We start from the raw sequence: 14,887 nt of genomic DNA, 5'->3' as shown, positions 1-14,887 counted from the left end.
GGCGGCGGGTGGACGTGCCGGAGGCGGGGCGCGCGAGGACGGCCGATGCGACGGCGCCGGGGGTACCGGTGCGTACGTGCCGGTGCGGTGCGTTATCGGGGACGAACGGGCGGGTCTGTGACAGGACTTGGCGCGAGCGCACCCGTCATCGTCGGCCCGTCCGCTACTTCGTCGGCTTCCTGCCCGTGATGCCCAGGTGCACCAACAGCGCCAGGTTCGGCCTCAGCTCCGCCTGTTTGACGCCCCAGGTCTGGAAGCCCCTCTGGTGCGAGGCGACCGACGCCAGCATGGCGACCAGCGAACCCGACACCGCCATGGGGCTGACGTCCTTGTCGACCTTGCCCCTCGACTGGAGCTCCTTCACCGCGTCCGCGAGGGAGTTGGTGACCGAGTTGAGGATCTTCATGCGGATCTTGTAGAACCGCTTGTCGCCCTCGGCGGCACCCAGGTCCACCACGCGGAGGATCGCGTCGTGTTTGCGCCAGAAGTCGAGGAATCCCTCGACGAGTTGCTCCGAGGTCTGCCAGGCGGCCTTGCCGACCCAGGAGCGTCCCGCGACGAGCTCCGTCAACGCCGCACCCTCCGTGGCCATTTCCTCCGCGAGCTCGAGGACCGCGCCCTCGACGTCCGGGAAGTACTGGTAGAAGGTCGCGGGCGAGGTCCCCGCTCTCCGGGCCACATCGATGACCTTGACGTCCCGGTACGGCGAGGAGCTGAGCATCTCGCTGAGACAGTCGAGCAGCTTCTGCCGCGTCGCCTGTCCGCGACGGCCGGCGACGCGGCCGTCGACAGTGCGTACTTGTCCTGTCATGCCGTCAGCTTACCGAGGGGTGATCGGCGCGCGATTCGGCCGACTGCAAATGGGGTGCTCCCGCACCGTCCCCCGGGTAGGCCAATAGTGTTATCAACAGCCTGTGGATAATTTCGGTGGACAACTCAACGAACGGTCCGCCTCTGCGTGCGGCGCACGTCACAGTCCGATTGACTGTGAGTGACGTCACATCGTGTGCCGAGGGGTCCGCGCCGGGCACTCCGGATCCGGCACTCCGGATCCGGCACTCCGGATCCGGGACTCCGCACCGGGAACCCGTCCCGCGGGCCCCGCGCCGAGGAAGGGGCCGCACCATGGCCGCATTCACCGAGGGCACCCCGTGCTGGGTGGACGCCCAGCTGCCCGACCTGGAAGCGGGCAAGCGCTTCTACGGCGAACTGTTCGGTTGGACCTACAGCGGGAAAAGCGCAGATCACGGCCCATATCCGCACTACACCGACGCCCTGCGCGACGGAAAGCCCGTCGCCGCCCTCGCCGCCAAGAGCGACGGCCGGATGCCCACCACCTGGGGCGTGTACTTCGCCACCGGCGACGCCACCGACACCGCCCGGAGGATCAGGGACGCCGGTGGCCAGGTGATCACCACCCCCACGCCCGTCGACGGCCTCGGCACCACCGTCCTCGCCGCCGACCCCGCGGGAGCCGTGTTCGGCCTCTGGCAGAAGGGCGAACGCGACGGCTTCGCGCTCCGCGGCGCGCCCGGCTCGTTCTGCTGGACCGAGGTCTACACCCGGGACAAGGACGCCGTCGACGCCTTCTACCAGCGAGTATTCGGATTCCAGGGCACCCCGCTGCCCGATGACGCCGTCGACTACCTGATGTGGTCGCCCGCGGGGACCGAACCCGGCGAGGACACCGCGATCGCCGGCCGCAGCGTCATCACCGAGGCGTTCCCCGTCGAGATGCCCGGCCACTTCCTCGTGTACTTCGCCGTCGACGACACCGACGCCAGCGTCGAACGCGCCACCCGGCTCGGCGGCCGCGTCACCGCACCGCCGTTCGACATCCCCTACGGACGCATGGCCGTCCTCACCGACGACCAGGGAGCCGCCTTCGCCGTCCTGGCCGAACCCGCGCCCGGCCGGACACCCGGACACGCCCCCGAGCAGCAGCCCGAACACCCGGAGGAACCCTCCGGCGCCGACCCGGCCGCTCCTTAGGCGTCGCCCCGGCCGAACCCTCCGGCCTACGGCATCGACCCGGCCGAACGCTAGGCGCCCGACCCGGCCGGACCGGGGCCCGCCCGCACGAACCGGCCCCTGCAGGCCGCACCGCCGAACATCCGGCCGACCCACCCCGCGGGCCCGCCGGCCGACCCCGCGGCGCTGCCTCGCCGAAATCGCCCGCGGCCCCCTGCAGGCGGGCAAAATAGCCCGAGACACCCCGATACCGCCCCGGGTTCGCAACCGTGCCCTCCGGCAGGAACAATCAGGTGGCGACGGGGCCGTACCTACACGGCCCCTACGGGGAGGTGGCAGGCGAAGTGGAGCAGCTGACGCAGCACGACCCGAGGCGGATCGGCCCCTTCGAGGTGCTGGGACGGCTCGGAGCCGGCGGCATGGGGCTGGTCTATCTCGCACGGTCGGCGTCCGGCCGGCGCGTGGCGATCAAGACGGTGCGTACCGAGCTCGCCGAAGACCAGCTGTTCCGCGTCCGCTTCACCCGCGAGGTGGAAGCGGCACGGGCGGTCTCCGGCTTCTACACCGCGGCCGTCGTGGACGCCGATCCACGCGCCGCCGTGCCCTGGCTCGCCACCGCCTACGTGCCCGCCCCCTCCCTCGAGGAAATAGTGAACGAGTGCGGGCCCCTGCCGGCCCAGGCGGTCCGCTGGCTGGCGGCCGGCATCGCCGAAGCCCTCCAGTCCATCCACGGCGCGGGCCTGGTCCACCGCGACCTCAAGCCGTCCAACGTCCTCGTCGTCGAGGACGGCCCCCGTGTGATCGACTTCGGCATCGCCTCGGGTGTCTCCAACACCCGCCTCACCATGACCAACGTCGCCGTCGGCACCCCCGCGTACATGTCGCCGGAACAAGCCCGCGACTCCCGCAGCGTCACCGGTGCCAGCGACGTCTTCTCCCTCGGCTCCACCCTCGTCTTCGCCGCCACCGGACACGCCCCCTTCCACGGCGCCAACCCGGTGGAGACCGTCTTCATGCTCCTGCGCGAAGGCCCCGACCTGGCCGGCCTCCCCGACGAACTGCGCCCCCTCATCGAATCCTGTATGCAGCCGGACGCCGCACGCCGGCCCAGCCCCGAGGACCTCCAGGCGCAGCTCGCCCCCCACCTGTTCGCCTCCGGCGGGGACGACAGCGGAACCGCGTCCGCCTGGCTGCCCGGCCGTGCCGTCTCCCTCATCGAGGAACGCCGCGGCGGACGGCTCCCCGGCACCGGCGCACCCCTCGGCCGGCCCCGCCCCCACACACCCCCCGCGCCCCCCAGACCCGCCCACGCGCCCGCCGCGGCCCGGCACCCCGGCGGACCCGACCCCCGCGACACCGGCCCCCTCCGCCCCCGGCACGCCCCACCGGGTGACCTCGCACCCGTGCGACTGCCCGGCGCGAGAATCCCCATCGGGCCGGGCCCCCGCGCCGCGGCCGACGCCCGCCCCGTCGCCGTCGACGCCGGCCCGGCCACCGGCTGGGTCCGCCCGCCCGGGGGCGAGACCGCCCCCCACGCCGCCACCGCGGCCCCGCCGGTACCCGCTCCCACCACACCCCCGGACAGCGGCCCCACCCGCTGGCGCCCCTGGCGCTTCCGCATGTCCAACGACGTCTGGGGCACCCCCGTCGTCGACGGCGGCCTCGTCTACGTCACCTCCTTCGAGATCCACGCCCTCGACGTCGCCAGCGGCCGCCGCCAGTTCAAGACCCGCGACGTCGCCTGGGCCATGAGCGTCGCCGACGGACGCATCCACGCCTCCGACGGCCCCACCCTCTACACCCTCGACGCCGGCAACGGCGGCGAACGGTGGCGCACCATGACCGACGCCTGGGTCTACTCCGTCGAAGCAGCCCGCGGCACCGTCGTCACCGCCACCCGCGGCGGCGGCGTACAGGGCTGGGAAGCCGCCGGCGGCGAGAAGCTCTGGGAGATCACCGGAGCCCAGACCGACTTCGAAACCCCCGGGGCCGGTCCCGCGCTGCACGACGACACCGTCTACGTGTGCCGGGGCGGCCGCCTCCAGGCCCTCGACGCCCGCACCGGCACCGAACGCTGGTCCTACCCCGTCGGCGACGCCGCCTCCTGCGGCGGCGCACCGGCGCGCGTCACCCAGGCCGCCGACGGCTGCACCTACCTCGCCGCCGGCACCCGGGTCCTGTGCATCGACACCGTCACCGGCCATGTGCGCTGGCACTTCGAAGCCCCGGCCGTCTTCCTCTCCCCGCCCGTACTCGCCCCCGGCCCCGCCGTCACCGGCGGCGGGATCTACCTCGCCGACTACCTCGGCACCGTCTACGCCCTCGACGCCGCCACCGGAAAGGACCGCTGGCGCATCGCCACCGAGGCCCGCCAGTCCGTCGAACCGGTCCTCGTCGCCGACGGCAGCATCCACGTCGGCAGCGGCAGCGCGCTCTACACCCTGGACGCCGTCACCGGCACCCCCAAGTGGCGCTTCGCCGCGGGAGGCGAGGTCACCGGCAGCCCCGTCGTCGCCGACGGCCGGATCCACTTCGGCTCCGCCGACCACGTGCTCTACACCCTCGACGCCGCCGGCGGACAGCTCCGCTGGAAACTCGCCACCGGCGGCGAGATCACCGGCTCGCCCGTCGCCCGCGACGGCGTCGTCTACGCCTGCTCCAAGGACCGCTGCGTGTACGCCCTCGACGCCGCCAAGGGAACCGCCACCGGACGCAGCACCGCACCCCGCTGAACCGGTCCGCCGGACGGCGGCGCGATCCCGCCGGGGGCCCGGCCGCCTGGGCGTTCGCACCGGGACGGTCCGCCGGGAGGGACGCTTCGGAGCGGTCGCGCCGGGACGGTCCGCCGGGGCGGTCCGCTGGGAGGGTCCCGCTGGGAGGGGCGCGCCGGGGCGGACGCGCCGGGAGGGTCCCGCTGGGAGGGGCGCGCCGGGACGGACGCGCCGGGAGGGGCGCGGGCCCTACGGCCCGTGCCAGTCGTCACGGAAAGGATCCCGCCCCGGGCCTGCACCGTACGGGTCGGGCCTCGGCTGACGCGGCCCCGAACCGTACGCCGGAGGCGGCGGGGCGGTCGGCAGCCGCTGCGTGTCGTCCGGCTCCGGCGCCCATGCGTACGGCCCCTCCGCCGGCGGGTACCCGGCCGGACGCTCCGGCGGATACCAGTCCGGGCCGTCCGGCGGGCCGTCGTAGCCCGGCTCCTCGAACCCCACGACCCTCGGCGCCCGCCCCCGCATCACCACCGCGGCCAGCAGCAGCAGGACACCGCCGCCCAGCGCCGCAGCGACGCCCTCACCCAGCCCGGGAATGCCGCCCCCCACCGCCAGATATCCCGTCGCCTGCCCCTGGCGCACCATCCACAGGACGGTGAAGCCCAGAACCACCAGACCCGCCGACGCCACCAGCAACCGCGACCGCAGCATCACCCCGAACAGCGTGACCAGCGCGGCGAACGCGTACGGCAGCACGATCGACGACACGACCTCCGTCTGTGCGTCGGTGATACCGCCGAACAGGTCCTGGATCCGGTAGTCGCGGCCCTGACGGCCGTCGTACCAGGCGCGGAAGGGGCTGCATACGGCGGCCGCCGCTCCGGCGAGAGCCAGGACCGACCCGATGACATTGCGGACCATGGCCGGACTCCTCTCCGCAGCACGACGCTACGCCCGTGGTATCCCGGCCGCGACCCCTGAACCGGCCCCGCCCCGTGCGTCTCCCGGAGAAGACGCGCGGACCACGGTGCACGGCCGCCGCGCGGCCCGTCGCCCTTCATACGGCCGGCCGGCGGCCACCTACTCAGCACCGGCCGCCGGGCGTACCCCCACCCGTGGGCCGGCCACCCCCGAACCGCCCCGGCGCACCCCGAACGCCCGAACGCCCGAAGGCCCGAACGCCCGACGCCCCGACGACCCCTTGAACCCAAGCAGGACCCGGGGGACCCCATGACGCCCCGTGCCCCGCGCGCCTCAGCGCAGCCGGAACCCCGGCCGGCGCGCGGCGAACAGTTCCGCCTGCCGTTCCGGCGGGAGATTCCCCAGCGTCACCAGATGCGGGGCTTGCGCCAGCGCCACCGCACGGACGGCCTCCTTCGCCGACCACACCGCACGGACCGTCCCCTGCACCGCCTCCGTCGGGTGGGAGGCGATCACCTCGGCGCAGCGCACCGCGGCCGGTACCTCCTCGCCGGGCGGGGTCACCTCGCTGACCAGCCCGGTCTCGTACGCCCGGCGGGCCGAGAGCCGCTCAGCCGAGCCCATCAGCGCCGTCCTGGCCACCTCCCCGAACGGCATCCGCATCGCCATGTGCACCGACTCGTACGCGCTGACCATGCCGTAGGTGGTGTGCGGGTCGAAGAAGACGGCGTCCTCGGCCGCGATCAGGAACTCCGCCTCGCCGAGCAGATAGAACGCGCCGCCGCACGCCAGCCCGCGCACGGCCGCGATCACCGGCTTCCACAGGTCGTTCGCCTTCGGCCCGATCCGCAGCAGCGGATCGTCCATCGAGTAGGGCGACGTGGGCTGGGGCACGACGGCGGACCGGTCGACACCGGTGCAGAACGCCTTCCCGCCGGCGCCGGCGATCACCACCGCGCGAACGCCGTCGTCGAACCGGAACCGCCGCCAGACGGCTGCCAGTTCCTCCGCCATGGCGAGGTCGATCGCGTTGTGCCGGGCGGGCCGGTCGAGGGTCACGACGGCGACCCCGGTCCGCCCGTCCCGCTCGGCGCGCACTCCGGACCCGGGCATCAGCGCTCCAGCAGCCAGCGCGGCACGGTCACTCCGCCGCTCGCCGCGGTGAACGCCACCCGTACCGGCGCCCCGACGCTCAGCAGTTCCGGGTCGACCGAGTTCAGCGGGGCGTCCGCGGCGGCCACGACGTTGCCGACCAGCCGGATGCGGGGGGCGTCCGCGAGCTCGACGACGACCGCGTTGTAGGGGGCCTGCTCGGCGTAGCCGGGGAGCAGCGGAGGATGCGGCAGCACATACGACCAGATCCGTCCGCGCCCGCTCATGCGCCGCCAGGTGCTGTCGAACGACCGGCAGTGAGGGCAGCAGGGGCGGGGCGGGAAGCGCAGCTCGTCGCAGGAGGCGCAGGCCTGGATGCGAAGCTGCCCGCGGGCGGCGTACTGCCAGAAGGGCGCCCCGTCTTCGTCGATGACAGGCGTCAGATAGCCGATGTCAGAATCTGTCATCTGTCAGCTCAACTCCTCAGAAGCAACGCCGAAGTCGGGACGCCCTCGCCCGCCGTCACCAGGCAGGTCGATGCTCCCGGTACCTGCGCCGTCGAAACACCGCGCAGCTGCTTCACACCCTCGTTGATCAGGTTGAAACCATGGACGTACGCCTCGCTGAGCCCGCCGCCGGTGTTGAGCGGCAGCCGGCCGCCGATCTCCAGGGCGCCCCCCTCGGTGAACGGCCCGCCCTCCCCGCGCCCGCAGAAGCCGTAGCCCTCCAGTGACAGCGGCACCAGCGGGGTGAACGCGTCGTAGATCTGGGCGACGTCGACGTCCTGCGGCCCGAGGTCGGCGGTCTTCCACAGCCGGCGGGCCGCGGTCCAGGCGGGCCCGGCGAGCGGATCGTCGTTCCAGTAGTTGACCATGCCGTGGTGCTGGGCGGGCAGGCCCTGGGCGACGGAGTGCACGTACACGGGCCGGTGGCGGCAGTCGCGGGCGCGCCCGGCGCCGACGACGACGCAGGCCAGTGCCCCGTCCGTCTCCAGGCAGTTGTCGAAGAGGCACAGGGGTTCGCTGATCCAGCGTGACGTCATGTACGTCTCGCGGGTCAGCGGGCGCTCGTACATGATCGCCGCCGGGTTCTGGTTGGCGCGGTTGCGGCAGGCGAGGGCCACGTTGAAGAGGTGGTCGCGGGTGGCGCCGTACTCGTGCATATAGCGCCGGGTGAGCATGCCGATCTCGTCGGCGGGCCGCAGCAGTCCGAACGGGCGGGTCCACTGCCCCGGGGTGGGCAGCTGTGCGGTGGTGTTCTTCCAGGGGCGCGGCCCGGAGCCGCGCTTGCGGGAGCGCCAGGCGACGCCGACGTTCGCCTGCCCGGTGGCGACGGCCGCGGCGAGGTGGGCGACGGTGGCACAGGAGCCGCCGCCGCCGTAGCCGACCTTGCTGAAGAAGGTGACGTCTCCCGCGCCGATCGCCTTGGCGATCTCCACCTCGTCGGTCTCCTCCATCGTGTAGGAGGCGAAGGCGTCGACCTCGGCGGGATCCAGCCCGGCGTCGTCGAGGGCCGCGAGGATCGCCCGGCAGGCCAGGGTCTTCTCGGATTCGGGGAGGTGCTTCGCGAAGGCGGTCTGACCGATCCCGGCTATCGCGGTCGCGTCCTTCAGGGTCGCCATGCGGGCGAGCGTACCGCTAATCTGACGGGTAGTCAGCTAAGTAGTCAGCTAAGTCGGCTGTGCGGACGCGACGGCGGGAGGTCGGGCTATGCGCGGCGATCTGGAGTGGGGCTCCATCCCGAGGCTGGTACGGAGTGCCGCGGAACGCCACGGCGACCGGGAGGCCGTGGTCGAGGGCCGCACCCGGGTGAGCTACGCCGAGCTGGGCGAACGCGTCGACCGTGCGGCCGCCGCCTGTATCGCCGCGGGCGCGGAGCCGGGAGACCGGGTCGCCGTCTGGGCGCCGAACACCCTCGACTGGATCGTCTCGGCACTGGGCGCGGTGTCGGCCGGCGCGGTGCTCGTGCCCCTCAACACCCGCTTCAAGGGCACGGAGGCCGCCTACGTCCTGGCCCGCTCCCGGGCGAGGCTGCTGTTCGTCACCGGCACGTTCCTGGGCACCTCCTACGTCGCCTCCCTGCGGCGCGCCGAGGCCGAACTCCCGCATCTGGAACAGGTGGTGGTGCTCGCGGACGCCGCGCCCGAGGACTACCGGACATGGCGGGACTTCCTCGCCGGCGGGGACGCGGTGCCGGCGTCCCGGGTGCGTGCCCGGGCGGACGCGGTGGAGCCGTCGGCCCCCTCCGACATCGTCTTCACCTCGGGTACCACCGGCACCCCGAAGGGCGCGGTGATCACCCACGCGCAGACGCTGCGCTGCTATGGGATCTGGGCCGAGCTGGCGGGGCTGCGCGCGGAGGACCGCTATCTGATCGTGAACCCGTTCTTCCACACCTTCGGCTACAAGGCGGGGATCGTCGCGTCGCTGATGACCGGCGCGACGATGGTGCCGCAGCCGGTGTTCAGCGCGGACACGGTGCTGGCGAACATCGCGTCCGAGCGGATCTCCGTCCTGCCGGGCCCGCCCACGCTCCACCAGGCCCTGCTGGACCACCCGGCCCGGGATGCGCACGACCTGTCCGCGCTGCGGCTGGTGGTCACGGGCGCGGCCGTGGTGCCGCTGCGTCTGGTCGAGCGGCTGCGCGAGGAGTTGCGCATCGGGACGGTGCTCACCGCCTACGGGCTGTCGGAGGCGTCCGGCATCGTGACGATGTGCCGCCGCGGCGACGATCCGGCCACGATCGCGGAGACGTCGGGGCGGGCCATTCCGGGCACCGAGGTGCGGGTGCGGGCCGCACCGGGGGAGCCCGGGGAGATCCTGGTGCGCGGCCACAACGTGATGCGGGGGTACTTCGAGGACCCCGTGGGCACGGCGGAGGCGGTCGACGCCGAAGGCTGGCTGCACACGGGCGACGTGGGCGTCCTCGACGCGGCGGGGAACCTGCGGATCACCGACCGGATCAAGGACATGTTCGTCGTGGGCGGCTTCAACGCGTATCCGGCGGAGATCGAGCAGCACCTGGGCCTGCATCCGGACGTCGCGGACGTGGCGGTGGTCGGCGTGCCGGACGGGCGGCTGGGCGAGGTGGGCAAGGCGTACGCGGTGCGCCGGCCGGGTTCCACGCTGACGGCGGACGACCTGATCGCCTGGTCCCGCCGGGAGATGGCCAACTACAAGGTGCCGAGGTCGGTGGAGTTCGTGACGGCGCTGCCCAGGAACGCCAGCGGGAAGGTGCTGAAGACGGAACTGCGGGCGCGCGCCGTGGCGCACGCCCGCTGAACGCACCGCGGCCGCGGCGGCTCCCCCTCCGCGCCGCCGCGGCCGCGCCCCGTCGGGTGCGGTCTCAGGGCCTGGGCGGGGCGGGCAGGTGGTTGTCCATGGTGGTGATGCCGCCGTCCGTCGGTGGGGCGGGCGGACGGTTGTCCAGGGGCGTCAGCGTGCCGTCCTCCGGCGTGGCGGGCATGCCGTCCTTCGGAGGTCCGGGCAGGTGATTGTCCTGGGTGGTGATGCCGCCGTCCTTCGGCGGGGCGGGCAGGTGGTTGTCCAGCGCGACGATCTCTTCGATCTTCTTCTCGGTGCTCATGCGCGTGTGATTCTCCCCGTTGGATGGATCAGGTGCGACACCCGCTCGGCGACTCCCCCGTGGGCCGCCGAACGGGTGTTTCGGACCGCTCACCTTAGTGGTGAGCCCTCGTGGCCTGTGTGCCCCCCGACACGACTGACCGTTGTGGAAGAGACTGCCGTACCGACATAAACGAATGCTGAACGAGCGGGGCCGGGCAGGTCAGGCGGCTGCGGCGGGTGACAGGAGGGCTCGCAGCCGTTCGGCTTCGCGGGAGCCGGTCTGCTCGTGGTGGGCGAGTGCCTCGCGCCAGCAGGCGCGTGCGCGGTCGCTCTGACCCAGGTCGGCGAGAGCTTCTCCGAGAGTGGTGAGGATGCCGGCGCGCATGCGGTCACCGCCCATGTAGCCGCTGGCGAGGGCTTGTTCGGCGTGCTGTGCCGCCTGGGTCGGCCGGCGGACCTTGAGATGGGCCTGGGCGATGCGGAAGTGTGTCGTCCCTTCCCATAGCCGCTGGCGGTCCTGGGTGAAGATGCGGAGGGCCGCCTTGAGCTGTTCCAGGGCCTCGGTGGTGCGGCCGGCTTCGGTGAGGGCGACGCCGAGGGCGTACCGTCCGTTGGCGAGCCGTACGGTGAGTCCGAGTCTGTCGTAGATCGCCACGCCCTGTCGGGCCAGGTCGATGGCCTCGTTGGTGCGTCCGAGGAAGAGGTGGACACGGGAGAGGTTGCACAAAGCGCTTGCCGCGCCGGGGAGGTGGCCGTCGAGGCGGGCCCGTGCTGCCGCGTTGACGAGGTGCTGTTCCGCTTCGTCGTAGCGGCCGGTCGCGGCGGCGGCGATCCCCTGGTCGTTGTCGGCCCAGTAGAGGGGGGCCGGGTCGTGGGCCCGGGTGGCGAGTTCGCGGGCGCTGCGGGCCTCCTCGTCGGCCTGCTCGTACCGCCCGGCGACGAGGTGGACGTTGGTCAGGGCGGTGCGCACGCGTCCCGCGGCGTGGGCGTCGCCCGCGGCACGGGCGGCGTCGCGTGCGGCGAGGGCCGCGGATTCGTACTGCCTGCTGTTGGCGCCGGACTCGGCGAGGTCCTTGGCCGCCCACAGGAGGTCCACCGCCCGGCGCAGCCGGGTGCCGACGAAGGACTGGCGGGCGCATGCCAGCAGGCTGTTGGCCTCGCGGTAGAGCCAGTCGAGGGCCTCGTGCCGGTCGGTGAACGCCAGCCCCTGGTAGACGGTGGAGGCGAGGTGGTCGACGAGGCGGTCGCCGGGGCGTTCGAGGGCGAACACGCGGGCGGTGGTGGCGAGGTAGAAGTCCAGCAGGCGGGAGAGGGCCGCCTCGCGTTCCGCCGGGGGCTGCTCGTCGCGTTCGGCGCAGGCACGCGCGTAGAGGCGGACCAGGTCGTGGAAGCGGTAGCGGCCGGGGGCGGCGGATTCGAGGAGCGAGGTGTCCACGAGGGCTTCGAGGAGGTCCTCGGCGTCGTGTTCGGGGAGTCCGAGGGCGGCCGCGGCGGCGGTGAGGGAGATGTCGGGGCCGTCGGCGAGTCCGAGCAGGCGGAAGGCGCGGGCCTGGGCGGGTTCGAGCTGGCCGTAGCCGAGTTCGAAGGTGGCCTTGACGGCGAGGTCGCCGGCCTGGAGTTCGTCGAGGCGCCGGCGTTCGTCGGCGAGTTTGGCGGCGAGGACGGAGACGGTCCAGGTGCGGCGTGCGGCGAGGCGGGACGCGGCGATGCGGATGGCGAGGGGCAGGAAGCCGCAGGCGGCGACGACGTCGAGGGCCGCTTCGCGTTCGGCGGTGACGCGTTCGTCGCCGACGATGCGGGTGAAGAGCTGAAGGGCTTCGTCGGGTGACATCACGTCGAGGTCGACCAGGTGGGCTCCGGCGAGGTCGACCATGCGGACGCGGCTGGTGACCAGGGCGGCGCAGCCGGCGGTGCCGGGCAGCAGGGGCCGGATCTGTGCGGCGTCGCGGGCGTTGTCGAGGAGGACGAGGACGCGGCGGCCGTCGAGGAGGGAGCGGAAGAGGGCGGCGCGTTCGTCGAGGGTGTCGGGGATGGCGGTGTCGGCGGTGCCGAGGGCGCGGAGGAAGGCGCCGAGGACGGTTTCGGGTTCGGCGGCGCGGGCGCCGGCGCCCTGGAGGTCGACGTAGAGCTGGCCGTCGGGGAAGTGGGGCTTGGCCTCGTGTGCGACGTGGACGGCGAGGGTGGTCTTGCCGACGCCGCCGATGCCGGCGAGGGCGGAGACGGCCATGACGGTGCCTTCGGCGGAGGCGAGGCGGTGGCCGAGTTCGCGGACGAAGGAGGCGCGGCCGGTGAAGTCGGGCACGGTGGCGGGGAGCTGGGCGGGCCGTGCGGGCTGGGGCGCGGTGGGTGCGGCCGGTTCTGCGGGGCGGGCGAGTTCGGTGTCGGCCCGCAGGATGCGCTGCTGGAGGGCGGAGAGTTCGGGGCGGGGGTCGACGCCGAGTTCGTCGGCGAGGAGCCGCCGGGTGTCGGCGTAGACGGCGAGTGCCTCGGCCTGGCGGCCGCTGCGGTAGAGGGCGAGCATGAGGAGTTCGCGCAGGCGCTCGCGCAGGGGGTGGGCGGCGGTGAGGGCGGTGAGTTCGGAGACGGCTTCGGCGTGGCAGCCGAGGTCGAGGTCGAGTTCGAGGCGGGTCTCGAGGAGCTGGAGGCGCCATTCCTCCAGGCGGGTGCGCTCGGTCTCGGCGTAGGGGCCGGGGACGGAGGCGAGGGGTTCGCCGTCCCAGAGGCCGAGGGAGGTGCCGACCAGGGCGCGGGCCTGGCGCCGGTCGCCGCCGGCGCGGGCCTTGTCGGCTTCCGACACGAGGTCCCGGGCGACGCGGAGGTCGAGGGCCTCGGCGGGGATGCGGACGGCGTAGCCGCCGGACTCGCTGATCAGGACGCCGGGTTCGAGGATCTTGCGCAGCCGCGAGGCGTAGGTGCGTACGGCGGCGAGGGCCTGGGAGGGCGGGTCCTCGCCCCAGATGGCGTCGATGAGTTCGGCGGAGGTGGCGGTGCGGCCCTCGCGGAGGAGGAGCGCGGCCAGGAGGGCGCGCTGCTGGGGTGAGCCGGTGGGCAGGGCCTGTCCGCGGTGCCAGGCGCGGACGGGGCCGAGCACGCTGAAGCGGAGCTGCCCGTCGTTGTCCGCCGGGCCCGGAGTCCGCGGCTCCGGAATGTCTGGCTGTGCGGAGGGCTCGTCCTCGCGGTGCATCGCTACCCCCTGCCGGTACCGCCTTCGTCCCGCGTCGTCGCGTTCGTGTCGCGGGTCCGCCCCGGACAGTCTGCCCGGACAGTCTGCCTTGTGGGGGCCTGGTGCGTCAGCAAGGGGTGATGCTCTGCACAGGATCTGCCGGTTCGCCTGCGACGCGTAGCTGACGGTTCGTCAGATCGGCGCTACCGTGGGAGGCATGGAGACCTTCCCGGAGATCATCTCGGTGGACGACCACACGGTGGAGCCCCCCGGCGTCTGGCGGGACCGGCTCCCGTCGAAGTACCGGGACAGCGGCCCCCGCGTCGTCCGTGCGCCGCTGAAGGAAATGACCTTCCTCGGCGGCAGGTTCGCACCCGTCATGGGCGCGCCGGGCGACGAGGGGCCGGTCGGGGACTGGTGGGTGTACGGGGACCTGCACCGTCCGCTGACCCGGCTCGACACCGCCGTCGGCTACGACCGCGACGAGATCAGGCTCGAGGTCATCACGTACGAGCAGATGCGGCCCGGCTCGTACGGAGTGGCGGACCGGCTGGCGGACATGGACGTCAACCACGTCCAGTCCGCGCTGTGCTTCCCCACGTTCCCGCGGTTCTGCGGACAGACGTTCACCGAGGCGAAGGACCGTGAGCTCGGGCTGCTCTGCGTGCGCGCCTACAACGACTGGATGGTGGAGGAGTGGTGCGGGCCCGAGGCGCGTGGCCGGCTGATCCCGCTCACCCTGATCCCGCTGTGGGACGCCGAGCTCGCCGCCGCCGAGGTGCGGCGGAACGCGGCCCGCGGGGTCCGGGCGGTGGCGTTCTCGGAGATACCCCCGCACCTCGGCCTGCCGTCCGTCCACACCGGCGCGTGGGACCCGTTCCTGGCGGCGTGCGACGAGACCGGGACGGTCGTGGCGATGCACATCGGCTCCTCCTCCCGGATGCCGTCGACGTCCGCCGACGCCCCGCCCGCCGTCGGCTCCACCATCACCTTCGCCAACTGCTGCTTCTCGATGGTCGACTGGCTGATGAGCGGCAAGTTCGAGCGCTTCCCGAACCTCCGGGTGATGTACGCCGAAGGCCAGATCGGCTGGATCCCCTACATCCTGGAGCGCGCGGACGTGGTGTGGGAGGAGAACCGCGGCTGGGGCGGCGTCGCGGACAAGGTGCGGCGGCCGCCGTCGGAGCTGTTCGCCGAGCACGTCCACGGCTGCTTCTTCGACGACGCCTTCGGCCTGCGGAACCTGGACGCGATCGGCGTCGGGAACGTCCTGTACGAGACGGACTACCCGCACTCGGACTCCACCTGGCCCAGGTCCCGCGAGGTGGGCGAGGCGCAGATGGGGCACCTGCCCGCCGACGTGGTGGAGCGGATCGTGCGCGGGAACGCGATCGAACTGCTGGGGCTGACGGAGGACGGGCTCTGGGCCGGGCCGTGAGCCGCCCCCGCCGGACGGCCGGCGGTCC

The 14,887-nt window shown here is 73.3% G+C and carries 11 protein-coding genes; 4 read left to right on the top strand and 7 right to left on the bottom strand.

Translation table 11 applies throughout. From position 1 onward, the window contains the following. Positions 1–163: 163 nt before the first annotated feature. Complete coding sequence (locus tag DDW44_RS13115; RefSeq protein WP_026164914.1) at positions 164–811, bottom strand: TetR/AcrR family transcriptional regulator; 648 nt, start codon at positions 809–811, stop codon at positions 164–166. Between the two features lie 314 nt (positions 812–1,125). Between DDW44_RS13115 and kbpA the strand changes: the two genes are divergently transcribed. Next, entirely contained in the window at positions 1,126–1,992 is an 867-nt protein-coding gene (gene kbpA, locus DDW44_RS13110; RefSeq protein ID WP_108906539.1) for an AfsK-binding protein KbpA, read from the top strand. 323 nt (positions 1,993–2,315) lie between these two features. After that, positions 2,316–4,703, top strand: coding sequence for a protein serine/threonine kinase AfsK (gene afsK / locus DDW44_RS13105; protein WP_027732099.1), 2,388 nt, complete (start codon positions 2,316–2,318; stop codon positions 4,701–4,703). Positions 4,704–4,931: 228 nt separating this feature from the next. Here the strand turns inward: afsK and DDW44_RS13100 are convergent, their stop codons facing one another. From DDW44_RS13100 to DDW44_RS13085, 4 genes are all read right to left on the bottom strand, one after another. Then, complete coding sequence (locus DDW44_RS13100; protein ID WP_018889648.1) at positions 4,932–5,600, bottom strand: hypothetical protein; 669 nt, start codon at positions 5,598–5,600, stop codon at positions 4,932–4,934. 333 nt (positions 5,601–5,933) lie between these two features. Further along, positions 5,934–6,713: an enoyl-CoA hydratase/isomerase family protein gene (locus DDW44_RS13095; protein ID WP_108906538.1), complete on the bottom strand. Its 780-nt coding sequence runs from the start codon at positions 6,711–6,713 to the stop codon at positions 5,934–5,936. Then, on the bottom strand, positions 6,713–7,159 hold the full coding sequence (locus DDW44_RS13090; protein WP_108906537.1) for a Zn-ribbon domain-containing OB-fold protein: 447 nt from the start codon (positions 7,157–7,159) through the stop codon (positions 6,713–6,715). Before DDW44_RS13090 ends, DDW44_RS13095 begins: the two co-directional genes overlap by 1 nt. An 8-nt stretch (positions 7,160–7,167) precedes the next feature. Beyond that, a complete protein-coding gene (locus DDW44_RS13085; RefSeq protein WP_108906536.1) occupies positions 7,168–8,313 on the bottom strand; it encodes a lipid-transfer protein in 1,146 nt (381 codons plus the stop codon). Between the two features lie 88 nt (positions 8,314–8,401). Here DDW44_RS13085 and DDW44_RS13080 point away from each other — a divergent pair, with 88 nt between their 5' ends. Further along, on the top strand, positions 8,402–9,973 hold the full coding sequence (locus tag DDW44_RS13080; protein ID WP_108906535.1) for a FadD3 family acyl-CoA ligase: 1,572 nt from the start codon (positions 8,402–8,404) through the stop codon (positions 9,971–9,973). Between the two features lie 64 nt (positions 9,974–10,037). On the opposite strand, the gene DDW44_RS13075 is transcribed toward DDW44_RS13080, so the two are convergent. Both DDW44_RS13075 and afsR read right to left on the bottom strand, forming a co-directional pair. Beyond that, on the bottom strand, positions 10,038–10,277 hold the full coding sequence (locus tag DDW44_RS13075) for a hypothetical protein (RefSeq protein WP_018889652.1): 240 nt from the start codon (positions 10,275–10,277) through the stop codon (positions 10,038–10,040). A gap of 201 nt (positions 10,278–10,478) precedes the next feature. After that, positions 10,479–13,442 (bottom strand): SARP-family global regulator AfsR, encoded by a 2,964-nt coding sequence (afsR, locus tag DDW44_RS13070; RefSeq protein ID WP_108906534.1) that lies wholly within the window; start codon positions 13,440–13,442, stop codon positions 10,479–10,481. 196 nt (positions 13,443–13,638) lie between these two features. Here afsR and DDW44_RS13065 point away from each other — a divergent pair, with 196 nt between their 5' ends. Continuing rightward, positions 13,639–14,859: an amidohydrolase family protein gene (locus DDW44_RS13065; protein WP_018889654.1), complete on the top strand. Its 1,221-nt coding sequence runs from the start codon at positions 13,639–13,641 to the stop codon at positions 14,857–14,859. The last annotated feature ends 28 nt before the right edge of the window (positions 14,860–14,887 follow it).

The sequence above is a fragment of the Streptomyces tirandamycinicus genome (assembly GCF_003097515.1).
GTDB lineage: Bacteria > Actinomycetota > Actinomycetes > Streptomycetales > Streptomycetaceae > Streptomyces > Streptomyces tirandamycinicus.
This window is presented reverse-complemented; position numbering and strand designations above follow the sequence as displayed.